Consider the following 26,756-nt stretch of genomic DNA (forward strand, 5'->3'; position numbering starts at 1 on the left):
TTCTGCAACCAACCTCATATCTTCAGTTTTCAAAGAGCAATCTGTACAAGTAAATGATAGCAAACATGTTGGCCTATACCAACCGACATTCATCTCCCACCTAAAATTGGTGTTTCACACCTTCACATTTTTGAGGAAGGAGTCTTCTGTCGGAAAACGATAAAATCAACTAATTTATTTAGTAGATCTTTCATCATTAATATCTAAAACTACATATTTATGAATTTTTATAATATTTTTAGTCTACATTTATTCCCTAATTATACGATTTTATAAGAAAATACTATAATTTGATTAGTAATAGTAGTAAAAATAACATTAAACATATCTAGGTAACATATTAAATGTTATTTTTTTACATAATTTGTTTAATAGTATGTATATGGTTATTATTCAATGTAATTAAAATAATTTAAAAGGAGATAGGAAGTTATGTTTAATGTAAAAACAAGGGGAAGAGTAAAAAAAATTGTTATGATATCTGCGGTTTGCACCATGATGTCAATGTATGGAGTACCAATTTCTAGTACAGAGGCAGCAATCCGATCTCATGCTCCATCAGTTTATGTAACACCACAAAATATTGCTGCTTCAGATATCATTAGCATAGACTGGTCTCCAGTCCAAACAGCACCTTATACATATTGGGCTGTACATAACTGGAATCAGGGGGGAGAGGGTGGCGGTTATGCTGGCTTTCAACAACAAAGCGGTTTTGATCAAACCGGTAAACGTACGCTTCACTTTGCACTTTGGGATCCAATAGCATCAAACCAAGCAATAAAAGCGGAATATTTATCCCCGACTTCAGAAGCCAGTAGATTTGGAGGAGAAGGAACAGGTCTGAAGGTTCAAACAACTTATAATTGGAAAGATAGTGAATGGTATCAAATGACCCTACGTTCTTGGCAAGAAGATGGCCATACAAAGTTTGGCCAGTGGATAAAAGATAATAAATTAAATCAATGGAAATTAGTTGCTATTATGGATCATCCAGTTGCGAATGTTGCATTTAACTATGGTCTATCGATGTTTCAAGAGGACTGGGCTGGTAATGGACAAGATGTAAGAGAAGCACGTCTTAAAAATGGATATAGCAGAAAAGTTTCAGATAAACAATGGAATTCTTGGAATAATCAGCGTATTTCTGGGCAACATGATACTTCTTATCAATACGATGGAGGAGCAACTTCAGAATATGTATGGGTTAAGGCAGGAGGAAATACGCAATCAACGATTGGTACTGGAAAGACTTTTAATATAAATCAGCCTAGTCAGCCAGAAATGGGAAATTTGGATTTTGATATTCAAAATATTCGTTTTGAAAATGAAAAATTAAATGTGTCTTGGAAATTGAAAGAACAAAGTACTCCCCAGTTTAAAGGAAAGATTGAAATCTATGACAATGAAAAGTTAACGGGACAAGCTTTGAAAGTAATCGACAATATTAAGTCCTATCAAACTGAGGTAAGTCAAACTATGCAATTGCCTCAAACAGCTTATGCTAAAATTACATTAACAGATATATTTGATCGAACTGTAGAGAAGAAAGTAGGAATTACAAATGGAAATTCTGATATTTTAGTAGGGAATCAATTTGCATGGTCCCTAAAAGGAATTAGTGATTTCGAGTTTGCTAAAATCAATTTCAATAAGTCGACAGAAGAAATGAAAATTGACTTAAAAGCAGGCGTACCGCATCATTATTTTAATGAAACATATGCAAGTATTAAATTACAAAATGCATCAGGAAAAGTAGTATACAAGAAAGATATTTATGGAAATAAACAAGAAAATGCTGAATCGCAAAAAGTTTCAGTCAAAGTAGGCGATTATATCGAGTTAATACATCTAGAAGGTGCGAACCGAGCTACTATTACAAATATGGAAAAGAACATTCAGGAAAGCTTTGGGAATAAAGCAGTCTATGAGATTACAAAAGAAGGATTGAAGAAGGTAGACAACATTGTAAATCCGAAACCAGATACAGAAGCTCCCACACAGCCACAAGGATTATATGCAAGCAATGTTACCTCTAACAGTGTTGAACTAAAATGGAATCCTTCTACAGATAATGTAGGTGTAAAAGAATATCAGGTATTACGTGATGGACAACTAATTCAAACAATACAAGGCACGAAGTTTATTGATCAAAAACTTACAGCTAATAAGGAATATAAATATACAGTGAAGGCTGTAGATACAGCTGGAAATACATCAGTTCAAAGTAACATTCTCCCAATAAAAACAAAAGATCAAAATGTATCTTATGAAAAGTGGGATCCGAAGAAGGCATATACAAAGGGAGACAAAGTAGAACATCAAGGGAAAGTGTATGAAGCTGTTCAAAATCATCAAGGAAATGGTGACCCGAATTGGATATTCGCTGTGGCATTATGGAATCCACTTATTTAGCGGGCTGATAAATATTGAAACTTATAAAAAGATCTTTAAAATAAACAATATTTGCAACTATATTAATTTTACCGTACATTAAGGGTTAGAAAATATATTTATATTAATAAAGTGCTAAATAGTAGGTGAAAGAATGGAATTTAATGATTTGGGTATTACCATTAAAGAACTTAGAATTAAAAAAAATATATCACAATCCGAATTATGTCATGGAATATGTTCACAAAGTCAAATTAGCAAGATAGAAAAAGGTGCGATTTATCCATCTAGCATATTGTTATATCAATTAGCAGAAAGACTTGGTATTGATCCAAATAATATATTTGCACTAACTCAAAACAAGAAATTAAAATACACAGAAAATGTAAAATATGTAATGAGGGATTGCATAAGACAACATCAATATAAAGAGCTTTATGAAATAGTAACAAAAGAAAAATACACAAATAATTTTCAAACAAAAGAAGATAAACAATTTCTAATATGGCATGAAGCAATTGCTATATATCGTGTGAATAACTCAATAAAATCGGCTTTAACGCTTTTAAATCATGCATTGAAACTAACTTTAACCAATATTGGTTCTTTATCTGAGAGAGAAATAGATATCCTGCATACAATGGCTATATTCCATGCAGAAAATAAAGAATACAAAAAAAGTATTGATATATTTAAAAGATGTTTAACTAATTTTAACAAGTTAGATTTTCCTAGAGATAAAGAAATTAAATTAAAAATCATTTATAATTTATCAAAATGTTTAAGCTACACATGTCAATACAAAGAGGCAATAAAATACATTGATAAGGGTATCCAATTAGCTCTTAATCTAAATACTTTATACTTATTGGGTGAACTATACTATGGAAAAGGTTCAAACTTATTAAAGCTTAAACAACCTAATGACGAAAATGTTGCTAATAACATGGAAACAGCGTTATTTATATTTGAATTAACAAAAAACGAAAACAAATTAGAAATAATTAAAAAAGAATATTTCGGAAACAAAGACAAAAATAACTACGCATAATTTCTTAAAAACTACTTACAAAGCTCACAGGAAAAATCCCTATAGTTTTTTAAACTAGAACCATATTATTAAAATTGAAGTGGTTCAAGTCGGAGGAAGGCGCCATAGGTATCTTTTCTTTAAAAAATTTTTATAACGATAAACGGATTGGTTGCAATAGGGGGCTTATCATTAGAAATAATCAAAGAGAGAACAAAATATCAAATTCCTTTTTATCCAGTTATTCATGGAAAGGAAAAGAGAGGAAACAAATTATTGAGGAAATAGAACTTGAAGATTATGTACAAAAATATGTAGATCAAGCAATGAAAGGGTTAATTCAAGAAGAAAAAATATAATGACTTTGTATGTATTCATTTATACAAAATGTTTTATGCCATCAAAGGCTCATGATTGTATTTTCAGAAAACACAGAAAGATTTGATTTCTAATCTGATTTAATATTGTTTGAACAAAAAGAAAAATTGATTAAATCTTGCCGTGGTCAACATGTTTATCTTTTAGATAGAGAATACCGAAAAAAATAAAGTAAACAAAGAATAACTCCAAAATTAACTTTAATTGTATATTTTGGAGTTATTTTTTATATTAGAATTTATTATATACTAGTGAAATAAATAAGTTTAATTACCTATAGTGAATATAAAAAGGACCGAGAAGGTATTAAAACATTTTATTACCTACTTAAAGCACCTATTTATAAGCAAAGTTCAGAAACTCAATTTGGAGTTTCTGAATAAGATTCGATCCTGTTAAATAGTAAAGCTATGTTATAGAACTGCACTACTTTGTGAGTTAGCAGTTAGAATTTCAGTAATTAATAAATTAATTTTTTCTTTACCACCTAAAAATTGGATATTTCTTTTTTCATTAATTAAAACCATGTATGGAGATTCTGTTATTAAGTAGTCCTGTGCTATAGTATTATCTTCAATAAAATGAACCCAAGGTAACTTTTTTACAAAAAATACGTCAGAAGAGATAAAGTTAATAAAGAAACAAAGTATCAATATATTTTTTGCGGAAATCATCACCATATTTACTTACGCCATTGCAAGTATGATAGTTGTGTTTTTAATTAGTACAGGTAAGATTATGCTGGGGGCCTTTATTGCAGTTATACAAGGAATTCAAAATATTCAAGATTCCTTAAGTCAAATGATAAAAATGATAGCAGCCTTGTATGAAAATAGTTTATATATTAGGCTATATCAGCAATTTTTTGATGAGGATGAAATAGTATCAGAAGTTAATGGTTTGGAAATTAATAATTTAAGAGAGGTTGAAGTGAGAAACCTTTCTTTTACTTATCCTAACACAGATAAACCAGTATTAAAGAATATATCATTATCAATAAAACCTAAGAAAAAAATAGCGATTATTGGATTGAATGGTGCAGGAAAAACAACTTTAATAAAATGTTTAATGGGGTTGTATCCTACTCGTAAAGATTCAATATTCGTAAATGATATTTGCTTAAATCATATAAATTTAGAGTCATATCACAGTAGAATCTCAGTGTTATTTCAGGATTTTGAAAGATTTCATTTTTCCTTAAGAGAGAATATAGGGTTTGGAAATATAGAGGATTTACAAAATTCTATTAAATTAACTGAAATTATCAATTGTGTGGGCTTAGATGAAGTGTTAGCGGAGCTTCCTAAAGGTGTTGATAATCGACTTGGAAGAATGTTTGAAGGTGGTAGTGAATTATCTGGTGGGCAATGGCAAAAAGTTGCAATAGCGAGAAGTTTATTTAGGAATAGTGATTTAATTGTTTTAGATGAACCAACCTCAGCTCTTGATCCAAAGGCTGAAGTAGATATGATGGAAGAGGTCTTTAAGCTTTATGAAGAAAAAGCTGTGGTTTATATAACTCATCGTTTAGGTGTGGCATGTAATGCTGATGAAATTTTAGTAATTAAAGATGGAGCGATTGTTGAAAGCGGTACTCATATTGAATTGATGAATTTGAAAGGAGAATATAGTAAACTTTACAAAGCACAATCTGTATGGTATACCAATAAAAACATCGAAAAAACTTTCTTATAAAAATACAATTTAAATGCATGAGTTATACAAATTGATTACTCATGCATTTGGTTTTCTTAGGGGCGAAAAGAATTTAATGTAAAAGTAATAGATTAAACTTTATTTTAAAGCAACAATATAAATTAATAAAAGAAAATCCAATCCGTATTTAGTAAATAAAAAAAGAGGGGAATTAACTATTTTAGTTAGTTTTTCTCTTTTTTATTTGATGTATTATTTAATCCAGCTCTAAATTTGTTATATAAGATTTTACAGCTTGCAATAAAAATTCTTCTTGCCCAATACCAGCATCGGCGGCCATTTGAACTACTTTTTGTTTAAATTCATGATCGGCATGAAAAGTTAATGGCTCTACATTACTTTTAAAGTAAATCCCTTCTACATGTGGCAGTATTGTGCCGGATTTCATATGAGAATGTAAGTGTTTAATCTCCTCTTGAAATTGCAATGGCTCTATTTGTAATACGAAAGGTTTAATTTCTAATTTGATAGTATCTGATGTAATAGTCAATCGCATATTTGTGACACCAAGTTCTTTATAAAATAAGTTAATTAAATTATAAGTAATGGAATTAAATAATTGAGGCTTTTTAAATGAAAAAGATAAATATCCACGTTTTGTAATTACCGCTTGTTTCTGAAGGGGTTCAAAGGAAAAATCATGTTCCTTATAAGTGGATAGTGGGAAAATTTCTTCATCCTCTGTTAGAATCTTTCCATCTGCTCCATTGATCTCTATTACCCTAGCTATTTTTCCGGTATGTAGATGTCTTAATAATTGATATAAATATATATCTTCATCTTGAATCTTAGTAATAAATGTTTTGCGCTCTTTTGTTTTATTTTTTTCATAATCAAGCATAAAAATCTCTAGCTCTTCCTCATCGATAAGATATACTTGTTTTCCTCGTTTTTCTACCATTGTTGCAGGTAATTTTCCGGATTTAATGTAAGTAAAGATAGTAGATGGTGCAACATTAAGAATTTCAGCTGCTTCTTTCGTGCTAAGACCTTTAACTTCATCTTTATTTTTTAAGTGTTCAATATCCTCTAAATAGAAAATCTTGCTACCAAATTGTTTCCAGTTGTTTTTATATACGCATTCTATTAACCCATCTTTTTCTTTCTTTAATATTGTCTGTACAGTTACTCCTAATAAGTCGGCTGCCTCTTTTGTCGTTACAGTAGGTTTAGTAATAAACAATAAATCTTGTGTCATGAAAGGACACCTCCATAACTATTGTTTGCTAATATTTTAGATATATATATATCATATCAGAATTTGATTTATATTTAAAATAAGAAATAGATTTTATAAAACATTATATATATTTTTATAGTTTAGGATTATTTATAAATCATTTTATATCTTAATTAGTTATCATTATAGATTTTATTATATATGAGATATAAAGTTCATTCTGTTTGTTTTATAAATAATATCTATTTACTAATAAATTATAAAAAAATATAAACATAGTTAAATAGAGAAGAATATAGGGTTCTTACATAAAGAATATGGATTATAGTTTGTATAATTAATAGAACTGAAATAAAATGATAAGTACAGTTAATAAAGATAATTATATTCATAATATTTAATAGGAGAGGTAAATTTGAAGTATGGATAATAAAAATAAAAAAGAAAACTTACCGATTGTTAAAAATAAAAGTGGATACATAGATACATATTTAGATAATATAAGAGATATTGTTCCATTTCTGCATAATAATCGTTATGTAGATACAGTGGAAGATAAAATGGAGATAGCTGAAAAAGAGGGAAAGAGTAAATATACGTATCTAAGTGACCTAGAAGTAATTTATCATTTCGTACATTTACAAAAAGATATGGATGAGAAGAAGAATAAAAAAGAAGATACAAAAAAGAGCTATGTGTCTGAAATCTTGTCATTTTGTCAATGCATGGTGCAGCATGCAGAAGAATTTGAATTGAATGGGGAAGAAGTACACCAAAATGCTTCTTTATTGAAGACATTGCAACCTTGGCATATTCGTAAATATAATTCCTGGTTGAAACAGGTACAGAAAGGTAGGAATGGTGATACATATGCAGTGGCAACACTTGCAAAGAAAACAGTATTAATTCGTTCGTTCTTAAAACATCTTTATGTATTTGCTTATATTGAAAAACCTCTTCATGATGAACTGCAGCGTGCAAATGTAAATGAACAGGACCGGCCAAATCGGGATTTATCCTATGATGAAGTTATGAAAATTTTAGGGTTTTATAAAGAAAGAGGACATTTAGTAAACTATACAATTTTACTAGCTCTGGCAAGTACGGGTGCAAGAATACAAGAATTGTGTACAACAAGGGTAAAAGATTTACATTATGACGGAAAGCACTGGTTAAAAGTTACAGGTAAAGGAAATAAAGTGCGTGAACTTTTCATTTCTGAGCATTTATACCAATGTATTTGTGAAATGAGACAAAGAAGAGGGTTAAAAACTATATTGGATCGAGGAGACGAAAGTCCTTTATTTATAAATCAAAGAGGAAACTTTTATAATTCAAAAACGTTATCGAATCAGGTGACGGATATGATTAAAAAGACAGATTTAGAGTTTCTGCAGTTCCGTGAAAATCCAGTAACAGCGCATACTTTCCGTCATGCTTTCGCAATTATGGCAGTAGAACAAGGAAATGCAGATTTATACCATTTAATGCAAACACTGGGGCATGAGAATATACAAACAACAAAAATCTATTTAGAAAAGCATATGAAACGGAAGAATAATGTGGGTACTTTCTTTGCGGATATGTTGCAATGAATAAAAAGATTTATAATAGGTTTCGCATGTGTTTCAAATTCAATTAGTGGAGTATGGTAAGGAGAAACAAACAATACTACAAGAAAATAATTAACTCATGTATAAATATCATAATTAAGAACATGTTATATATAAATATGATGGAGGTGTAATTATGAATATTCAAAGAAGCGAAAGTAATACAAATGAACTTCTTATTTCTGCTGCTTCAAGTGCTATTGAGCAAATGAAGTATGAAATTGCTCGTGAGTTAGGAGTCACACTTGGACCAGATACATCAGCACGTGCAAATGGATCTGTCGGTGGAGAAATTACAAAACGCTTAGTTCGAATGGCTGAGGAACAATTAACTGGTCAATACAGATTACACTAAGTTAAAGGAGTGATAAAAAATAATCCATTTTTGGATTATTTTTTATTTTTTTTGAAAAATAAGTGAAAAATAAGATTGTGAGATTGAAAAACGGCTTCTCAAATTCCTTTGTAAAGTGTTTTATTTACAAAGATAATATAATAAGTATAGGGTGATATAAAATGCTATATAAAGGGAAATAAAGCTATTAAACGTTCTGTCGCTATATTTTATGATTTTATAAATTCATAACTACGCCAAGAGTCTTAATTTATCAGATACAGAAATGGACATGCAAAAAAGTCATCCTTTCCTATAATTCTACAAAAAGAATAGGGTGTTTAGGGGTACTTTGTTTTGTTAGCTTGATAGTGATGTAGTAGCTATGCTGTTTTAAAGTAACTGTTGATTTATCAAGAAAAACTCTTACCAAATTTTATTAAATTTTTTTAGATTTTCTGTGTTCAGAACTAGAACATAGGTTCTGTTTTGTGGTAAAATATTCATATAGGGATTTAAAAAAATGGATACATTAGTATTAATTTGGTAAGCGAAATGATAATTTATTATTAGGATATGAGAAACAGGAGTGTAATAGATAATAGTGAGAGCTCTTTTTTAACTACAAATTTATTAAATGAAAGATAATTTTGGTAAAATTATTTAGTTCTAAAAAATTAATATCAACTAGTCAAAGCGAAAGAAGAAAATTGAGGTTGATTAATAATTCTAGCGGTTCTATTAGGTGAGTCCATATTTATATTAAAAGAGCCAAATACAGATGATACAACACAATAAAAGGTGAAGTATTTAGCTCGAATGCCTCATTCAGATAGTGGTTAGCAATGCGCGGAGTATTATTAACATTTAGCATGACATCGTTTTGAATAGAACGATGTCATTCCTACGTTTAAGAAGGATTTCCTATATATATTTAACCAAAAAGTAAAACTATACGAAAAGATTCATAAATATTAAGTTGAATATGGGGGAATTGAGATGAATAAGCAAGAATTAGCTAAGGAAGTAGTAAAACTATGGTTAAAAGAGGGAAGAAAAATTAATACAGAGGATATTCTAAAGGTGTGCCTATCTAGAGTATATATAGAAAAAAAATAATAGGTGGCTTTTTCTGTCTAGTTTTAATCGATCTGTAGAATTAATACATAGTCTATAAAAAATATAGGGAATTTATATAAAAAAGACTTGAAATAAACCTGTAGTTTATTTAAAATTAGAGTATGGATAATGGAAGGGGTAATTAATTTGGAAAAATTAAAACAAAGAAGAATGGAAAAGGGATGGACTTGTGAAGAAGTCGCTAATAAAGTTGGGATAACAAAGATGCATTATTGGTATATAGAAAATAGTAAAAGGAATCTAAAAATAGATCTGGCAGTAAAAATTGCAAACGCGTTTGAAGATGATCCGAAAGATCTTTTTTTTAAATAGATTTAGTAAACTTGTAGTTTATTTAAGGGGGATATATATGGCTAGCACAAAAAAAAGAGAAGATTTAGTTAATGATTTGGTATTGAAGGAAGGAATTACAATCGTAACGGATAGCTTGATTGTTGCTGACATGTATAAGGAGGATCAAAATTCTGTTATAAGTACTATTATAAATCAGATTCAAAATTTAAATGAAATTGAAAAAGGGGAATTTTTTGTAGGTGAATTTATTAAGTCAGTTTATGCAATTAAAGGCATAGACTCTCCTACGTTTAAACTGACAGAAAATACATTTGCATATAGAAAAATGGGAGATATAAATGTAAATACTTTAGTAGAATATTGTAGTAATACTTTTGTTAATCTAAATACAGAAAGCTGTCTACAGCAACGTTTAAATAAAATGATTCGACTTTTAGCTTTGAGCAAAAATATTAGTTTTCAAAAGGCATGGAGGGTATTTAGATCGATGTATAACAAGACATATAGAACAAATTTAAAATTAAAAATGTATCACTATAAAAAAAAGAACAAATTGAAGCGATTAACAGCTCCGCAATACTTAGCAATTCAAAATAAACTAGAAAATGCAATAAGGGTAGCTGATACATTGTTAAATAAAAAGAATATGACAGCATAAACAATAGAAATTTACAAAGGATTTCTTTCAGTATGTATATATAAGAAGAGAATTCAATTATTAAATCGCGTAAATATTATGTGGATTTTAATAAGTTCCTAGTTATTTTAAAGAATGGGGGAAATTATAATTGATTGAAAATCCAATTATAGACAGTGAATACATGAATTCTGGAGAAAATGATTACTTGGAATATTGTGAAGGTTGCCAGGGAGAAATTTATTTTGGTGAGCATTATTATGACTTTGATGGAGATTTTATACATTGTGAAACACAATGTATAAAACAATTTATTGAAAATTATTCTATAAAGAAAGTAGCAGGTGAATAAAATGAGTTTAGATGATAAATTTAATTTAGAAAAAAGAATTTTTATACGACTAATTGAAAACCATAAACAACAGCAGGATACTTTTTCAACAGCAATGATTCTTGCTTATGAACATGGTTTACAAGTATTAGAAGAAATATATGAATTAAGTAAACAGGAGATAGAAGAGGAGTATCCTTTTTAAATTAAATAGATTGATAGACGTTTAGAAATTTTAAATTCTTTATATTAAGTAATAAAAATATATTAACTAGATGAATACCCCTATAGGGTTTAATAGCGTAGGGGAGGAAAGGAGTATCTATGGACTTTATTAATAAACGAGGCGGCTTTTTTATGATAGATAATGGAGTTATAGATAATGGTGAATTGGATGTTTATGCGTTTAAAACCTATGCAGTAATTGTTAGATATGCAAATAAAAAAACAAAATCAGCCTTTCCATCACTGAATACACTAGCTAAAAAGGTTGGATGTGGCAAGAAAAAGATTATTGAATGTATTAAGACTTTGGTAGAAAAAGGATATATATCAAAAACTTTAAGGAGAGATGATAAGGGTGATAACCTTTCTAACTTATACCACCTTTTACCTACATCTAGTATTTCAGAAAAACAAGGTACGGTATCTAAAAATGAGAAAGAGAGCGATTTAGAGAAAAAAGAGGTAGTAACTGAAGGAAACATAAATAAAGTTAACTTTAATAAGAAAAATTTAACAAGTATCCAGGTTTTGAATGACGAATATTCAGAAGAGTTTGAATGTGTATGGGGGCTATATCCTAAAAAGATTGATAAGAAATCAGCTTATAAATCATTTAATATGGCTACTAAAAAACATTCTTTTGAAATGATAAATTTGGGAACACAAAGATATGCTGAATATATTAAAGGAAATTGTGTAGAAACAAGATATATTAAACATGCTACTAATTTTTTCAACAATGAATGTTATCTAGAATATGCTGAATTGAAAAAAAAGAAAGAAATTTCGAAGATATTTGAAACAAGCGATTTCTCTATAGATAGTTTATTAGATTGAGGTGCATTCAGTGAATAAATATCAGGTGCATTACGAAAATGAATGTTATATTCTTGGAATGATGATTCATGATAATAGTTTAATATATGAAACAAAGTTAAGGACTAAACATTATTTAAATAGATATAATAGAAATTTATTTAAAATAATGAAAGAACTTCAAAGTAATGAAAAACCTGTTGATATGATGTCGCTTTCTCAAATTGGCGAAGATAAGATGGCTACGTTTGGTGGAGTTAGTACATTAAGCAATATATATGAATTAGGGATTTTGACTCATAACTTTAAATATATAGAGGACAAGATGATTGAGTTTATTGCGGTAAATGAAGCTCTCCTTACATTCGAAGATTTTAAAGAAAAATCGAAATTCACACATAGCTATCAACAACTTAACAAACTTTTATCTGAAATAAATAATATTCCAGGTACTACAATGAAATCACAACCTTCGTTTAAAGAAAAATTAGAGAACCGTATTTTAATGCATAGTCAAATGCCTTTAAATGGAATAAGCGGAACCCCTACAGGTTTTAATATCCTTGATAAAGGTTTAGATGGTTGGCAACCATCAGATTTAATAGTAGTAGCAGCGCGTCCATCTGTAGGGAAAACAGCATTTGTACTGGAAAGTATGCGACGTGGAGCACATCAAAGCCAGGAATATATGGGAACATTTTTCTCTTGTGAAATGGATGAAAATAAGATTATAGATAGATGGATTGCTGCAGAAGGAAAAATTCCTGTTGCGACAATGAATAATCCAAATAAATTTTTTCATGAAAAACAAAAATATTGGGAGAAATATTACGAGGCATGTGGTAAATTAGCGGAACTTTCCATTAATGTTCGTCCAGAAAAGAATATTGATCAAATTCGAACAGTAATTCGTCAAATAGTAAAAGAAAACCCAGATAGAAAACATTTCTTTGCTATAGATCATTTAGGGCATATTGATGTAAATGAGTCGTTTCAAAATAATCATCTCAAATTTACATACATCATGAAACAGCTAAAAGAAATACAAAAAGAACATGGTGTGCCAATCATGCTTGTAGCGCAATTAAACCGTAGTGTAGAGGGAAAACAAGACAAAGCACCTACAATGGCTGATATTCGTGAATCGGGAAGTATTGAGGAGATTGCTGATTTAATTATTTTTCCCCACCGTCCAGCATATTTTAATAGAGAACAACAAGCAGAAGAAATTCATGATGTTGAATTAATTATTGCGAAAAATCGAAATGGATTTGTGGGAACACTACCCTTCCAGTTCGTTAAAAAAACAAATATATACCTTGAAAAAGGAATTTAGTTCTATGACAATATTAGAACTTTATACAGAAGCAAAGAAAGATGGAATAGTAAGTGTGTGGTTATTAATTGAATATCTTGTGTTTGAGCGGAAGGTATTGACTTTTGAAGATCATGTTAATTGCTTGGATTACTATTTTGAATTTAGATTTAGACAATCTATGAATCAATATTTAAAGGATTATATGAGAAAGAGAAATATTGTTATCTATAATGTATAAGTTATTTTTAGATGTTGAAAATTATATGAAATAAAGGATACAAAAACTAGAGAGATTAAAGTAATAAACTAATATCAAAATCTGTATAATTTAATATAACGATAAAATTATTTATTCGGGTTTAGGTGGACTAATGGGAAAAAAAGATGAGTTAATTGTGTATTTAATTAAGAATGGAATATACAAGTTTAATAAATATCAACTATGGGAACTTAGTGAAAAACAATTAGAAAAATTAATAAAAAAGGTAAATCACTTAGATCAAGGACTTGAAGAGAGAAGATAATTATAAAATTATTTTATTTTCTAATCAAATTGATTGAGTACATTTTAGTGTTGAAAATCATGCTTATGAATTAAAAGAGGAAAATAGGAGGATTAGTAATGGAACAAATTTTGCTTAAGGACTTGGCACAGGAAATAGATTTGTTGAAGATTCAAATACGAGACTTAGAGATAGAACATAAGTTTTTGATGAAAAATATGGCTATGAGCGCTCCGAAATTCAATAGTGTGGTTGATTATTCAAAAGAGCGTGTTCAAGGTGGAAAAATACCACTAGATTTAGTAGAAATTCATACTAGGCACAATAAGATTGCTGGTAAAATTAATGTATTAACTGAGATGGTACAGGATAAACAACAGCTAATGAATCAAGTTAAGGACGTAATGGAAAGTATGAAAGATTTAGAAAAACGTATTATGTATTATAGGGATGTAAAAGGAATGAATTTGAAACAAATTGCTGTATTACTAAATTATAGCCATAGTCATATTAGAAGAGTGAGTAGTAAAATGAAAAGATATGATATAAAAAATATGGTTCATTAATACTTTGTAACTATATATGATTTTTAGAGATATCTAACAAATTTATAGTTGAAAAGTTTGAAAAATCATATATAGGTTGATAAATGCAGACAAATATTTAGGAAGTAGTTAATAATTGTTGAAGTTCATTGTACGTGTTGTTAAGGCGGAGTCTCTTTGAGTACTTCGCCTTTGTTTATAAAAGGCGTGAATAGCCTCAATATCTGTTATTGTACGTGAAGTATGAAGAAGATTTTGAGATACTGCGGATTTGGCAAAACATCTCTTTACATGCCTATGGTTCTGTTCAATAAGATTGTTTAAACGTTTAATTGCACAATTAGTTGTAGTTTGACACTACTATGCCTAAAGAGGCAAGCTGACTAACGTCAGTGGGATGCTTGCTACCAAAGGTGAATTCCATTTCTGGTAATGCTGACATGCAAAATTTCGGTGTGCCATCACCACTTTCATGACAGATCCTATAGGTTCGTGAGCTACGTTACTTTCACCATACCGTACAGACCATTGTGTGTTCATATGTTTTAGCATCTTGTTCTTGCCCACACATGTCATTTTAACAATAACTTAAATTTGGCTATCCAACTCCATATGATAGTTAATTTTTAAAGAATACATAGGCATTTTAAAGACTTGTGTTTGTCTATAGGTCAAGTATAACCAAAATACTACTGTTTTTCTATGAAAAGCCAACCTTTAATCTTATGCCTAAAGGCGGACTAATGTCCAATATGGGATTTCCCACATCGCGAAATCTGTAATACAATCTTTTGCCATAAACTAAATCTACCTTCTGCCTATTGTTGTTGCAAAAATGTATACATGTTAGAGAAAGAAGAATTCTTTTATATCAGGATTTTAATATAATATTTTAGATTTTTCTTAGATATATTTTACATATAATTTAGGCTTCTATGAACTCTTTACAGGTTAAACTATTAATAGAAGTACTGGGAAGAATTAAAGTAATTTAATATTTGAATTTTAAATATTAGGCGCTTGTTATATGAATTGGAGAAATTCTTATTGAAGTATTATAATGTATTTTCTCAATATAAAATTACAAAGATTATAGCAGAGACTTCTACAAAAAATATAGATTATTTTATAGGAGATGATATTAATGAATTGTAGTTCACCTTATGAATATTATTACGTACGAGTATGTACAGATGCAGCTTCATACAGTGCAAGGGCAACATCCATTGATTTAACAATTGAAGCTGATGATTCTATTAAAGGGCTTTATACTTTTGATTATACTGTGTATTTACAGTTTTGGAATGGTAGCTCATGGGGAACAGTTGAGAAAAAGAACGGATGGTTTACAAGGGCTGCTTTCCCATCATTTTCTTTATCAGGAAGAGCTGGGGGTAGCTACCGAGTAGTTGCTGATCATCAACGTAAAGATACTGGGGCTAAAGATACTATTCGAACTCCAGGATTTATTGTAAAGCGATAAAAAGACCTCTTTGGAGGTCTTTTTTTTTTATAATTATATTTTTGTTTTTTATGGGTAAAGATACAAAAAAATTATAAGGATTAGTAGTAATATGAAACGATATGATTCGAAAAATATATTTTATTAATAATGTGCAACTATATATTACTAGAGAGAATTAACAAATGTATAGTTGAAAAGTTGGAGTCTCTTTGAGGACTTCGTCTTTTACTATAAAGGGCATGAATAGTCTCAATATCTGCTATTGTACGTGAAGTATGAATAAGATTTTGAAATTCTTTATATTTGGTAAAACGTCTTTTTACATGCTTATGATCCTGTTTTCTAGAGTGTAGGTTTATGTAGAAAACAGGGCTTAAAATCTACGTAATAGTAACAAAGATAAGGGATATTTCTGGAATGAGTAGGCTCATTCTTTTGAATGTTTAATTTTACTGATTAGTTTATAGTACATATTTCTTGTTAAGTTATTTTTGTTAATATTAGTATTGTTAGTGTTTCCTTCAGAAACTACCTCTAGTTTTTCTAAGATATTCCCCTAGCTTTTTTTAGATACTATCTGGTTTTTCTAAGATACCAGACAAGAAATTTGCTTTTTTCTTAAAAATGTAAGAGTGAAAACAGCAATTTTAAAGTCTACATAAATAGAAATGATTAAGTGTTAGATAGGCTATAAAAGAGATGATATTGGGAAGAGATTAAATTAATAATATGTTTATCCTAACTAATTTTGAATCTCAAGACGAAAGTAATCTTTAATTTTTCTCACAGTTACTGCGTAAGCGTCAAATATTCCCCACCTACTATTTGTAAATAACCCATGAGATAATCTCCTTACATACTATATGTGGAGGTTTTTTATGGAAAGACACCGATTAAAGAAAGAATGGGAAACAAATGAAGTTGTATTAGTTTTTTATGAATTTGAGGTAATAGAATCAGGTTATTATGATTGTTCAAGCGTTCAAAAACAATCTATATATTTTGATAAAGATTGTTTTTATGTTGCAATTTCACTATTAAGTTTAATTAATGACTTCACAATTATTACCCTGGAATCTTCATCTGTTACAATGTAAGATACTTCGCCATGTGGGAGATGTTTTTTATTTAATTCGATTGGTTCTCCAGTCCTTGCCGTAATAAAATTCCTCCAATTATAGTTGTTTAATATTATTTGATAAAAAGAAAGAAGCTAGTAAATACTAGCCTCTTAGGTTTAAGCAGTTTGATGTCATACTCAGGATGTAAAATTATCGAGTGAACTGTACTGAACCAAATCCACCATGTTCCATTGTTACACTAACACGCATTGATGTGCCGGAGCCACCAACGTTTGTAAACGAACCATTTGATCTTGGGGCGCAAGTACCATTTTTTGTAGCAATTGTTACCAATTTTCCGCCTTGCATTCTTTCAAGACGAGCAGTGTAACGGCCCTCATAACCCCAGCTACCAACATTAGATACTGCAACCGTGAAATTAATGTTACCGCCACTTTTAGATACATGGAGGGTAGCATCATGCCAACCCACACCAGATTTTGCTTCGAAATAATCTACCATAATAAAATTCCTCCAGTTTTTTTATTTTATATTAATAGAGCTAAATTTACTGATATAACTTAGGGGAATATTTATTTAATCAAGTTATCTAGTAAATTTGCTCTTTACTCTATTAAGTGAAATGAAAGTAGAATAATTAAAAAATATAAGAGGATTTTTTTAGAGGTGTATAAAAAAGTTTGATTAAAATACAATTCATATTGTTAAAAAACATTATTGACATTTTGATGTAAATGCCAGAACGGAATTTACAGTTTTTATTAATATAAATTTTACGCTTTTAGGTAAATTTGTCGCTCACGTTACTGCGAGCTATTCCATCTCTTGATATTTAATATTTATATTATATTTTCCATTACATTAAATTTATGAAACTGTATATATTGTTTTATAAAAATAATTAAGTTGTGTAGTTTGAAAAGATCATTTGGCTGTGCATAATCAAAATTTATCGTTTTAGTTGTCTTTTTTAAGATGCTACACTATTTTGAGAACACAAGTTCTTATTTATGATAAAATAATATGAAGTATTAATTAATAATTATACATTTTTTCATAGGAAGTATATTTATTAAGGGGGTAAACTACTATGCTAACAGTTGAAAAAATTTCAAAGGAAGAAAAACAGAAAAATATTAAAAGAATAGAATTCCACCTAAAAAATTATACTAATTATAAGGTTGCAATTGTTAATTTGAAAAAAAAGTTAGAACTCTTAAATACAGTATTTTTGAATATAGAAGTATCGAGAAGAGAAGGGAATGAAAATTCAGAAATATGTATGGGGAATGAAAGAAGTCAGATAGAATTAGAGTTACAACAATATGTGTTTATTATAGAAGCTATTGATAATGCTTTAGAAAATATAGAAGAAGTAGAAAGGGATTTTATTACATATAGGTATTTTTATAATTGGACAATTGATAAGTGTGCCTTGAAGATAGGATATAGTGACAAAACGTTGTTTTTAATTCGTAATCAAGTTATAAAGAAATTCCTTATTAGTCTAGGTTGTATTACCATTATATAATTCCTATGTATTGGAGTTCAAACTGTTTGAAATGAAATATGGAAGTAACAATGTACACTTTAAAAGATGAACCTTAAAACAAATAGATGACACACTCATGCTACACTTATGTCACACTGCACTTGCTTAATTATTGGTATAATATTAGTAAGTAGGAGTGGATGTTAGAGGATTAAAAATTAATTTTATTCTGAGTACTGTTAATATGTTAGATATGGAATTCTTGTTACTTTATTTAAGCTAAATGGGGATGTATTTAGCACACTGACTTTACTATTAAGTCGGTTAGGTCAATGATATATCCTATATTTTTCTAATTTTGTATTCATGATAAATGTTTTATTTGTATTTAACTAATATATTTATAAAATAATGGTCTGGATTGCAGGAAGTTAATAGATATTTAATTTTAAATATCGGGAAATTAAATGTTGCTAAATAAGCAATTAGAAATACTTAAAAAAGCGGTAAAGTAAATGCGTTTTAAATATATAACAAAATATTGTTAAAAAAAATAGAAGCATATAAGTGCTTCTATTTTTTATGGAAAAAAGGGGATGAATATAATGGAAGAACAGATTGTAAATACCATGCTATCACAAGGTGCTTTTGGCGCCTTATTTGTGTGGTTGCTATTTTCAACAAGGAAAGAGAGTAAAGAATTATTAGAATCAACACGCCTGGAAAATAAAGAGCGAGAAGAAAGATATCAACAAACAATCACAGAAAATCAAATTGTTATTACTAAACAAGCTGAGGCGTTTGGTGTTTTATCTAAAGATGTATCTGAAATTAAACAAATTTTGGGTAAAAAGGGAGATGACTGATTTATGAAAAAAATATCACGTCTATTTACCTTTGTATTTATTGCAGTTATGTCTTTAGTAAGTTTTGCTACAGGTGCTTATGCTGATAGAACTCTTTTAATAGAGGACTTACCGAAACTTCCTTATCGAAATGGGGTTGGTGCATATGAAGGTGTTGTCGCACATAGTACAGCAACACCGGAAGCACCGGCTATTAATATTCAAAAATATGAAACTCGTACATGGCGTTCAGCTTTTGTACATTATGCAGTAGATTGGAATGAAACAATTCAAATTGCGGATACAAAGTATATTGCATATGGTGCAGGTCCAAATGCAAATAGCCGCTTTGTACATGTAGAGCTTTGTGAAACTGCTGATTATGATAAATTCAAGCGTTCCTACGATAAATATGTGAAGCTACTTGCGATGATTTTGCGTAATCAGAGATTATCAGTTGAAGAAGGGTTATGGACACATGACGATGTCCGTAAACATCTTGGGGGTACAACACATGAAGATCCTTTGGATTATTTATTAAGACACGGTGTTTCAGAGTCTCAATTTCGTTCTGATGTAAAGAGGGCATACGCTCATTCTAATGATGGACTTAATGCTAGGGAATCCTTAGAAGTAAATGAACCTTCTAGTAATAAGGTTGTATATATTGAAGGAATGAATATTAATGTACGAAAAGGACCTGGGACAAGTTATTCAGTAATTCGTCAGGTAAATAAGCCAGAATCTTATGCTGTATTAAGTGAACAAAATGGATGGTTAAACATTGGGGAAAATCAATGGATAAAATATGATCCATCCTATATTAGGATTGGTACGAAGGAGAATGTGAGTTCATCAATTGTAGGACACCGGATTCTCTCTAAGATAGATAATTTACGCTTTTATAAATCGCCTTCTTGGGAAGATAAAGATGTTGCTGGTGTTGTAAATGTTGGAGAAGGTTTTATTATAGACGCTGAGATTATGGTGAATGGTTCCAAACAATATAAAGTTCATAATAGTAAAAACATGACATTTTATATTACAGCAAGCCCATCTTATATAACAATCAAATACTGATTAAAAAGCAATGTCCGCTGGGCATTGCTTTTGTTTAGTTTGTTATGAGTATTTGAAGTGTTTTAAAAACTATAATTTTATAAATTTCTTAGTTTGATATTTATTCTTAAAAAATTTTTTCTAATCAACACAAGGAGGAATTCTGTTTGAAACAATTATTTCTAATACTAACAATTGATAAGGAAACAGAAAACAAATTTCGCAAGGAAGTAATTAATATTTTTAAAAAAGTATTGTGTATTAAAAATATATTTTGAAAACACTGCTGAGCAGAAAAGAAAAGTGCTTTGCGGTTCATTGCAATTACTTTAGGGCCTATATAAAAACACTTTGTATCCTTAAGGTACTTCTTAATATTAGGGGGTTATTTTTTGAATAACATAGACATTAATAATTTTTATAGCTTATATCAAGAAAAATTAGAAGATCCTATTATGCGGAATTTTCTTGGAAATTCAGATAATTATGAGCTGTTTCTTAATGTTATGGAAAAACCAACAAATGATAACAAACAGCTACTAGATAAAGCTTTTAAAGCTTATTTTAAAAAAGTAAAAATAATAAGTTATATTAGTAACTTAATTTATTTTTACTCTATAGGTTTTGATAAAAAAGTTTCCACTAATAATAAGAGAAATATATTAAATTTAGATAAATCAGTTACCAATGAAGGGGAGAATAATACGACTATTTTGGAATTAATGAGCGATGATTTAACAGATACTACTTATATGCAATTCGAAGAAAATCAAACTCACTTAAAAGAGCATATAACAGATGAATTACTATACAAAGGTTTAGGGTTATTAAGTGAAAAGCAGTTGGAAATATTAAATTTATACTATGTTCATGAATATAATAATAAACAAATTTCACGAATTCTATCGGCATCAGAGCAGACTATTTCTTATAATCATAAAAAAGCTTTAAAAATACTTAAATCACAATTAATAGGGGTGGAATAATATATGATAGAATTAAACAATCAAAATTTAAATAGTTGTAATTATGAGGAAATCTTACGGATTTTTAAATTTAAAATTTGTAGTTGTTTACAAAATACTCCCTATCAAGAAAGAGAAGATTTAGAACAAGAGATTAAGATGAAGATATTTGAAAAAATAGATGTTATAAATACATTGGAGGTACCTGGTTTTTTTGAATTTTTAGATTGTAGTACGAATAATTAAAAAAGAAGAGGAATGGACTGTATTGTATTGATAACCCATAGCAAAATGATTATCAGTTAATAGACATATAAATTAATCCGTATTTAATAAGAATTTTTGAACTACTCCCACTTAACGACCTTGTGGTCTGTTTGATGTGGGAGTTTCCTACGAGTACTGCTGTATTCACCAGTTATATTAGCTGGCTCTAATCGTAGTTCCTATGATGAGAACGTAAGTTTCTTGTACGTTAACTCACCACGTTTCCTACCTTAGCGTGGTTTTTACAGCTTTGGCAGGCATGAGGCGATAGAAGGTTAAAGATTTTGCGGTTGTAACGATTGTCCTACAACTAATTTCTGTGTTTCTGAAAATTTATTCTTTTCTGTTTGTTTTTTGATTTATTCTATCTTTGTTTCACTTAATAAAGTAATATCACTTTGACAGATGCATATGGTGATGTAAATTGGCAATATACAGCAGCTTTAGAAAGGAATGTGAATGGTTCCTGGACAGCTACTGATCTTACGAGTGGTGTTTTTTACAACCAGGTAACTAAGTCATTCAATATCACAGACAATCTGCCTGGGTTGTACCGTGTACGTGCGTACTTAAATCCAGGGGGCTATCAAATTATTACGTATTCATTTAATATTTATCGATAAAAATGCAAAGGAGGCACCAAAATGTTCGAAGATATCAAGGGGTATTTGAGCAAAGTGCCTCCGAATGCACTATCTACATTGGCTACTTAGGTGCTTGACGAGTATTTTTTTTCAAGCGAGAGAAAACTTATCAGAATATCATTCTAGGGACTACACCTCACATAATTATAGTACAAGGGATATATGAGAGGGTGGGAGCAGCAAGATATGCAAGCCTTAAACGACCACCTGCTTTAGTAAGTGGAATTCGGCATAAATGTTCAAGAATAGATTCTTTTGTAGGCTGAAGTCTTACTCAAAGAACTTAAGTAGGCTCACTCTTCAATCTTAAATATTTTGTTTCTACCTTCAATGAATTGATTTACTATGTAAGTTCTTATTATTTCTTCTGTTACAGTACCTACTGTTACAACAAATATCCTCTCACTCACAAATGTTTTCCATGTTATCTTCTTTTGCATCCTGGAAATTTATCTTGTAATAAGCTAGAAGATCTTCCTTTTAAGAGTACCGTCGCATTACTATCCAACTGATAAAAAGAAATGCTCTCTTAAAATAAAAAAATATGCTATTCTTTCTGTAGAATCATAGGAAAGCATGGCTTTTTTATGTCTGTTTCTGTACAACAAACCTTAAGTACCAAGCAAAATTTTTATTCACCTTACGTGTAGGGTTATACTTTTTTATGGATAAATTTTTCTTAAGAGAGAAAATACGGATAATAAGAAGGTATTTGAGAAAATAGAAGTTATTAATACATTAGAAGTCCCTGGTTTATTTGAATTTTTAGATACCATTACAAATAATTAAAAGAGAAGAAGAATGGACTGGATTGTATTGATAACCCCTAGCAAAGTGATTGTCAGTTGATAGGCACATAAATTAATAAGAGTATGTTAGTATTTATTTATGTGTTATAAAGCTAGGAGGAAAGTGTAATGAAGAAATTATTATTATTAATTGGAGTGGCTACAATCTTATTAGGAGCATGTAGTGAAAATAAATCTACAAAGCAGAACAAGGAACAAGCAGAAAATTTAAAAATGGAAAAGAAGAAAGAACAAAATGAAATGGTTAGTGAGGATAAAGAATATATAGTTACGAAAATTAAAAATGACATTATTTATCTAGAGGATGTTAATCATGGAAAAAGTGAAAATACTTTAAAAATAAATAAATATGATATTATTGCAACTTCATGGAAAGGGCCTAAAAGAAATGGAAGTATTGATGTGGGTGATTATGTATCGTTTGAAAAAACTACAAATAATCAATATAAAGCCATTATAACTAAAGACATTGTTGGTGAAATAAAATACGATGGAACAATTAAATATAAAATTATTGAAGTAAATGATAAGGCGGTTAAATGGTTACCCTTGAATAAAGAGAATAATGGTGGTAATGTACCCCCGGAAATGATAAAAATTGTAAATGACAAGAAAATAAAGGTTGGGAACATTGTAACAATAAAAGAAACGAACTCAAACCCACAAGAGTTACAATTTGAATTAACTATTATAGAGTAATAAGATAAGAGATATAGGGAATCAAAAGGAACCGCTTTTCTGAGTTTCAATAGAATTTGGAGTGGAATGGAATAACATAAATATAAAAATGTCGAGTTTTTTTGATAAAATTCGACATTTTTTTGATTTTTTTCACCTCTCCTTAACTTTATTAGATAAGAGCGTAATTTGCTAGGTAATCGGAAGAGATATTACTTTCATTAGAATTAGTGAATTTCGTTAAATATAAATTTAGAAAGGGGTTTTTATTATGCCTTGTAATCCAGATAATTATGTCTTTAGTTTATGTACTGATGCAGATAGATATGGTGCAGGTGCAACTTCTGTAGATGCAGAATGTACTTATTCAGGTGGAGGGATCGCTGGTCCGAATGGTAATACAGTAGCGCCGAACTGGTCGTATACTTTTAATCTGCAATACCAGAGCGGATCTTCATGGGTGAACAAACGATCAGCGTCAGGTACCTTTAATCATCAAACGCCTACTAAGGCTTTGAGTCTTTCGGGTCTTCCGGCTGGGCGTTATCGCGTATTAATGACTTATAAATCTCAAGCTAATCCAAGTTATAAGGGATCTGTTAATACTTATTCATTCTCTGTTGCGCGGTCATAATTAATAGATTGTAAGGGAAGCGAAGGGAGAAGATCAACTCTCTTCGCTTTTTATTTAATCTAATTCATGATATTGCTCAGATAGAATATAATAGGTTTATTAAATTAGAAAATGGATATAAAGTTTTTTTATATTTTTATGAGATAAGAAGAACAATAGAATAAAGAACTTTACACTAAGGAAAAGTTTCTAGAGAGCTGCAGAATAAAAGAACTACAAACGCTAGAAATTCTATTCTATATATTTCTTTAAAAATAATAAGGTTTACATATATATAATTAGGATGAAATTTCATTTTGAATTTAAGTATATACTTTTCTTTTTGTAAATCTTAGAGGAGGATGAGGGAAATGGTGGAAAAAGAAGTTATCTTATATGGAAACGATCGATGTAAAACTTGTGTAGACGCAAAAGAGTGGTTACAAGAAAATTCTATTCCGTTCATTATGAAGGATGTTGCAGATGAAGGGAATCTGCAACAGTTTAGAAAATATAATGAATCGATTATCCCAGTGTTAATTATTAAGGATTATAAACAAAAGACAGAAACAAAAGTAATTAGTTTTAATTCTAAAAGTTATGAGAAAATGTTAAAGCCAAAAAAATAATACCAAATATGCAACATCTAATATACTTGGCATCATTCAGGAGTATACGATTTCAATTCAACATGTTGCTTAAAAAATAAAATATGCTGAATTTTTTAAGTAATATGTAAAAAATGTATTCTGGAGTTAACAAATAAACTGGATGCGTTTCAACATCCGGTTTATTTGTTATTTAGTGTCATTTTTTAATTTTATATAGTTAACATACATTTCTAATTGTTCCCATGCTTTTTGACGCTCTTCTTTTGGGAGAGTTTCTATTAGCTTTATTATATTATTTCCTTCTTCAGTCACAACCCTAGATTCAAATTCAGTTAATTCTGGGTCATCTGATCTACCTAACAGATAATCAGTTGTAGTGTTGAAAAAATCAGCTATTTTTTCTAATGTTTCACGACCAGGGGCTTTTTTTCCTTTTTCAAAATAAGATATAGCCATTTTAGAAACGCCAACAGCAGCACCTAATTGTTCTTGAGTTATATTTTTTTCTTTCCTTAATTTTTTTATTATTTCTCCGATCATTATTCAACCTCCTTTATAGAAAGTATCCAGTTCCTAATAAATTATAAAGTAAACAATATGTTTACTACAAGTAATGTTTCTTATTTTTATTAAAAAAGTATAAATCCCTGATTTACTTGATTGAAAATAAGAAACTGTATTTTAAGAATGGACATAGATGATGATAGATAACTTTTTTCTCAACATACATATTATAGTTGAAATTAATTTTTAACTTGTTACTAGCTCTACAGGTAGTAAGGCACGTATTTAAGAGATCAAACCAAAATTGGAAACATAAAATGGCCACAAAGTTTTTTGAAGAAGGACTTTGCACTAGAACTATTTTGTTGATTCCAAAAAAATGAAAATATTATTTGGTTTTTTTAGTAATTTTGATTTCTGTTCACTTTATAAAGTACAAGCTTAATGTATCTAGTTATTCGTTTATAAAGTTATATATATATATATATCAGATCGTATTAGTAAATTAAGCTTCACTAATAAGAAAAAGGGAGAGAATTTATAATGGCAGAACCAATGGGAGATACAGCAGTATTTAATGTACAAAGATGGGTAAATGAGAAGTATTACTCTGTAAAGGGCTTTGAACTAGCACCTTTAAATGGTAAAACAGGTTGGTCAACTATGTATGCTTTAACAAGAGCGCTTCAAGTTGAATTGGGTATTACTTCGCTTGCAGATGCATTTGGACCAACTACAGCTTCTAAATATAAGCAGTGGGGTGAAATGACTTTAGGACAAGTTCCTCGTGATGCAAAAGGAAGAGCGATTGTTAAAATTTTAAAAGGGGCTATGTATTGTAAAGGATATAATCCTGGGAATTTTGATGAACTTTTTGATGAGAAAACGAAAAATGCAGTTGTAAGTTTACAAAAAGATGCTGGTCTTTCAGTCACTGATGGTAAAGTGTATGACTATATTTTTAAAGCCTTCTTAACAATGGATGCGTATCGCCTAACTCCGGGTGGAGACGCGAAAGTACGACAAATTCAACAAGATTTAAATAATAAATATTACCAAACATCTGGTGTTCAACCAACGGATGGTCATTACCAACGAGGTACAAATAAAGCTTTAGTGTATGGTTTACAAACAGAAATGGGAATTGCTGCAGGTTCTCAAACTGGTTCAATTGGTCCTGACACAAAGAAGGGATTACCAATTTTAAAAGTAGGTAGTTCAGGTAGATTCGTTACATTATTCCAATACGCTTTATACTTTAATGGTCA

Annotated in this window: 29 protein-coding genes and 2 pseudogenes; 25 read left to right on the forward strand and 6 right to left on the reverse strand. The window is 29.6% G+C overall.

Annotation, left to right across the window (positions count from 1 at the left end):
- Positions 1-432 precede the first annotated feature (432 nt).
- Positions 433-2,415 (forward strand): DUF3472 domain-containing protein, encoded by a 1,983-nt coding sequence (locus G9F74_RS27455; RefSeq protein ID WP_016107803.1) that lies wholly within the window; start codon positions 433-435, stop codon positions 2,413-2,415.
- Between the two features lie 133 nt (positions 2,416-2,548).
- A complete protein-coding gene (locus G9F74_RS27460) occupies positions 2,549-3,445 on the forward strand; it encodes a helix-turn-helix domain-containing protein (RefSeq protein WP_016107802.1) in 897 nt (298 codons plus the stop codon).
- A 770-nt stretch (positions 3,446-4,215) separates the two neighbouring features.
- On the opposite strand, the gene G9F74_RS27465 is transcribed toward G9F74_RS27460, so the two are convergent.
- Positions 4,216-4,482: a hypothetical protein gene (locus G9F74_RS27465; RefSeq protein WP_016107801.1), complete on the reverse strand. Its 267-nt coding sequence runs from the start codon at positions 4,480-4,482 to the stop codon at positions 4,216-4,218.
- Between the two features lie 31 nt (positions 4,483-4,513).
- Here G9F74_RS27465 and G9F74_RS27470 point away from each other — a divergent pair, with 31 nt between their 5' ends.
- The gene (locus G9F74_RS27470) at positions 4,514-5,497 is read left to right on the forward strand and encodes an ATP-binding cassette domain-containing protein (RefSeq protein ID WP_165406346.1); all 984 of its coding nucleotides are present in this window, start codon (positions 4,514-4,516) and stop codon (positions 5,495-5,497) included.
- Between the two features lie 217 nt (positions 5,498-5,714).
- On the opposite strand, the gene G9F74_RS27475 is transcribed toward G9F74_RS27470, so the two are convergent.
- Positions 5,715-6,716 carry a helix-turn-helix domain-containing protein gene (locus G9F74_RS27475; protein WP_016107799.1) on the reverse strand — a complete coding sequence of 334 codons (1,002 nt, stop codon included), beginning with the start codon at positions 6,714-6,716 and terminating at the stop codon, positions 5,715-5,717.
- A gap of 404 nt (positions 6,717-7,120) precedes the next feature.
- Here G9F74_RS27475 and G9F74_RS27480 point away from each other — a divergent pair, with 404 nt between their 5' ends.
- From G9F74_RS27480 to G9F74_RS27525, 10 genes are all read left to right on the forward strand, one after another.
- The gene (locus tag G9F74_RS27480) at positions 7,121-8,293 is read left to right on the forward strand and encodes a tyrosine-type recombinase/integrase (RefSeq protein WP_165406347.1); all 1,173 of its coding nucleotides are present in this window, start codon (positions 7,121-7,123) and stop codon (positions 8,291-8,293) included.
- Between the two features lie 154 nt (positions 8,294-8,447).
- Positions 8,448-8,666 carry an alpha/beta-type small acid-soluble spore protein gene (locus tag G9F74_RS27485; RefSeq protein WP_097854602.1) on the forward strand — a complete coding sequence of 73 codons (219 nt, stop codon included), beginning with the start codon at positions 8,448-8,450 and terminating at the stop codon, positions 8,664-8,666.
- 1,227 nt (positions 8,667-9,893) lie between these two features.
- On the forward strand, positions 9,894-10,097 hold the full coding sequence (locus G9F74_RS27490; RefSeq protein WP_097854603.1) for a helix-turn-helix transcriptional regulator: 204 nt from the start codon (positions 9,894-9,896) through the stop codon (positions 10,095-10,097).
- A gap of 37 nt (positions 10,098-10,134) precedes the next feature.
- Positions 10,135-10,737 (forward strand): Rha family transcriptional regulator, encoded by a 603-nt coding sequence (locus tag G9F74_RS27495; protein ID WP_097854604.1) that lies wholly within the window; start codon positions 10,135-10,137, stop codon positions 10,735-10,737.
- Positions 10,738-10,867: 130 nt separating this feature from the next.
- The gene (locus tag G9F74_RS27500; protein WP_087949004.1) at positions 10,868-11,068 is read left to right on the forward strand and encodes a hypothetical protein; all 201 of its coding nucleotides are present in this window, start codon (positions 10,868-10,870) and stop codon (positions 11,066-11,068) included.
- 1 nt (position 11,069) lies between these two features.
- A complete protein-coding gene (locus G9F74_RS27505) occupies positions 11,070-11,252 on the forward strand; it encodes a hypothetical protein (RefSeq protein ID WP_016107792.1) in 183 nt (60 codons plus the stop codon).
- A 119-nt stretch (positions 11,253-11,371) separates the two neighbouring features.
- On the forward strand, positions 11,372-12,109 hold the full coding sequence (locus G9F74_RS27510; RefSeq protein WP_016107791.1) for a helix-turn-helix domain-containing protein: 738 nt from the start codon (positions 11,372-11,374) through the stop codon (positions 12,107-12,109).
- Between the two features lie 10 nt (positions 12,110-12,119).
- A complete protein-coding gene (locus G9F74_RS27515) occupies positions 12,120-13,424 on the forward strand; it encodes a DnaB-like helicase C-terminal domain-containing protein (protein WP_097854605.1) in 1,305 nt (434 codons plus the stop codon).
- A 353-nt stretch (positions 13,425-13,777) separates the two neighbouring features.
- Entirely contained in the window at positions 13,778-13,930 is a 153-nt protein-coding gene (fbpA, locus tag G9F74_RS27520) for a Fur-regulated basic protein FbpA (protein ID WP_016107788.1), read from the forward strand.
- A 98-nt stretch (positions 13,931-14,028) separates the two neighbouring features.
- Positions 14,029-14,475, forward strand: a complete 447-nt coding sequence (locus G9F74_RS27525) for a sigma factor-like helix-turn-helix DNA-binding protein (protein WP_097854606.1) — start codon at positions 14,029-14,031, stop codon at positions 14,473-14,475.
- Positions 14,476-14,572: 97 nt separating this feature from the next.
- Here G9F74_RS27525 and G9F74_RS30280 read toward each other — a convergent pair.
- Positions 14,573-14,802 (reverse strand): annotated as a pseudogene (locus G9F74_RS30280) (IS6 family transposase); the annotation flags it as partial.
- Between the two features lie 796 nt (positions 14,803-15,598).
- Between G9F74_RS30280 and G9F74_RS27530 the strand changes: the two are divergent.
- Positions 15,599-15,937, forward strand: coding sequence for a hypothetical protein (locus G9F74_RS27530; RefSeq protein WP_016107786.1), 339 nt, complete (start codon positions 15,599-15,601; stop codon positions 15,935-15,937).
- 137 nt (positions 15,938-16,074) lie between these two features.
- Here G9F74_RS27530 and G9F74_RS30285 read toward each other — a convergent pair.
- Positions 16,075-16,260 (reverse strand): annotated as a pseudogene (locus G9F74_RS30285) (IS6 family transposase); the annotation flags it as partial.
- Between the two features lie 537 nt (positions 16,261-16,797).
- On the opposite strand from G9F74_RS30285, the gene G9F74_RS27535 reads away from it, so the two are divergent.
- Positions 16,798-17,016 (forward strand): hypothetical protein, encoded by a 219-nt coding sequence (locus G9F74_RS27535; RefSeq protein ID WP_097854607.1) that lies wholly within the window; start codon positions 16,798-16,800, stop codon positions 17,014-17,016.
- A 174-nt stretch (positions 17,017-17,190) separates the two neighbouring features.
- On the opposite strand, the gene G9F74_RS27540 is transcribed toward G9F74_RS27535, so the two are convergent.
- Positions 17,191-17,502 (reverse strand): hypothetical protein, encoded by a 312-nt coding sequence (locus G9F74_RS27540; RefSeq protein ID WP_016107784.1) that lies wholly within the window; start codon positions 17,500-17,502, stop codon positions 17,191-17,193.
- A 589-nt stretch (positions 17,503-18,091) separates the two neighbouring features.
- On the opposite strand from G9F74_RS27540, the gene G9F74_RS27545 reads away from it, so the two are divergent.
- From G9F74_RS27545 to G9F74_RS27585, 9 genes are all read left to right on the forward strand, one after another.
- Complete coding sequence (locus tag G9F74_RS27545) at positions 18,092-18,532, forward strand: hypothetical protein (RefSeq protein ID WP_016107783.1); 441 nt, start codon at positions 18,092-18,094, stop codon at positions 18,530-18,532.
- A gap of 566 nt (positions 18,533-19,098) precedes the next feature.
- Complete coding sequence (locus G9F74_RS27550) at positions 19,099-19,359, forward strand: BhlA/UviB family holin-like peptide (RefSeq protein WP_016107782.1); 261 nt, start codon at positions 19,099-19,101, stop codon at positions 19,357-19,359.
- Between the two features lie 3 nt (positions 19,360-19,362).
- The gene (locus G9F74_RS27555; protein WP_097854608.1) at positions 19,363-20,418 is read left to right on the forward strand and encodes an N-acetylmuramoyl-L-alanine amidase; all 1,056 of its coding nucleotides are present in this window, start codon (positions 19,363-19,365) and stop codon (positions 20,416-20,418) included.
- A gap of 371 nt (positions 20,419-20,789) precedes the next feature.
- Positions 20,790-21,383, forward strand: coding sequence for a sigma-70 family RNA polymerase sigma factor (locus tag G9F74_RS27560; RefSeq protein ID WP_016107780.1), 594 nt, complete (start codon positions 20,790-20,792; stop codon positions 21,381-21,383).
- Positions 21,384-21,386: 3 nt separating this feature from the next.
- On the forward strand, positions 21,387-21,608 hold the full coding sequence (locus G9F74_RS27565; protein WP_016107779.1) for a hypothetical protein: 222 nt from the start codon (positions 21,387-21,389) through the stop codon (positions 21,606-21,608).
- Between the two features lie 419 nt (positions 21,609-22,027).
- Positions 22,028-22,252, forward strand: coding sequence for a hypothetical protein (locus tag G9F74_RS27570; protein WP_165406348.1), 225 nt, complete (start codon positions 22,028-22,030; stop codon positions 22,250-22,252).
- Positions 22,253-23,190: 938 nt separating this feature from the next.
- Positions 23,191-23,781, forward strand: a complete 591-nt coding sequence (locus G9F74_RS27575) for a hypothetical protein (protein ID WP_097854609.1) — start codon at positions 23,191-23,193, stop codon at positions 23,779-23,781.
- 250 nt (positions 23,782-24,031) lie between these two features.
- A complete protein-coding gene (locus G9F74_RS27580; RefSeq protein ID WP_016107776.1) occupies positions 24,032-24,394 on the forward strand; it encodes a hypothetical protein in 363 nt (120 codons plus the stop codon).
- A gap of 350 nt (positions 24,395-24,744) precedes the next feature.
- Entirely contained in the window at positions 24,745-25,002 is a 258-nt protein-coding gene (locus G9F74_RS27585; protein WP_016107775.1) for a glutaredoxin family protein, read from the forward strand.
- A 168-nt stretch (positions 25,003-25,170) separates the two neighbouring features.
- On the opposite strand, the gene G9F74_RS27590 is transcribed toward G9F74_RS27585, so the two are convergent.
- Positions 25,171-25,524, reverse strand: coding sequence for a helix-turn-helix domain-containing protein (locus G9F74_RS27590; RefSeq protein WP_016107774.1), 354 nt, complete (start codon positions 25,522-25,524; stop codon positions 25,171-25,173).
- A gap of 507 nt (positions 25,525-26,031) precedes the next feature.
- Here G9F74_RS27590 and G9F74_RS27595 point away from each other — a divergent pair.
- A partial coding sequence (locus tag G9F74_RS27595; RefSeq protein WP_165406349.1) for a peptidoglycan-binding domain-containing protein occupies positions 26,032-26,756 on the forward strand: 725 nt, incomplete at its 3' end.

This window comes from Bacillus sp. EKM202B (assembly GCF_011066025.1).
GTDB lineage: Bacteria > Bacillota > Bacilli > Bacillales > Bacillaceae_G > Bacillus_A > Bacillus_A toyonensis.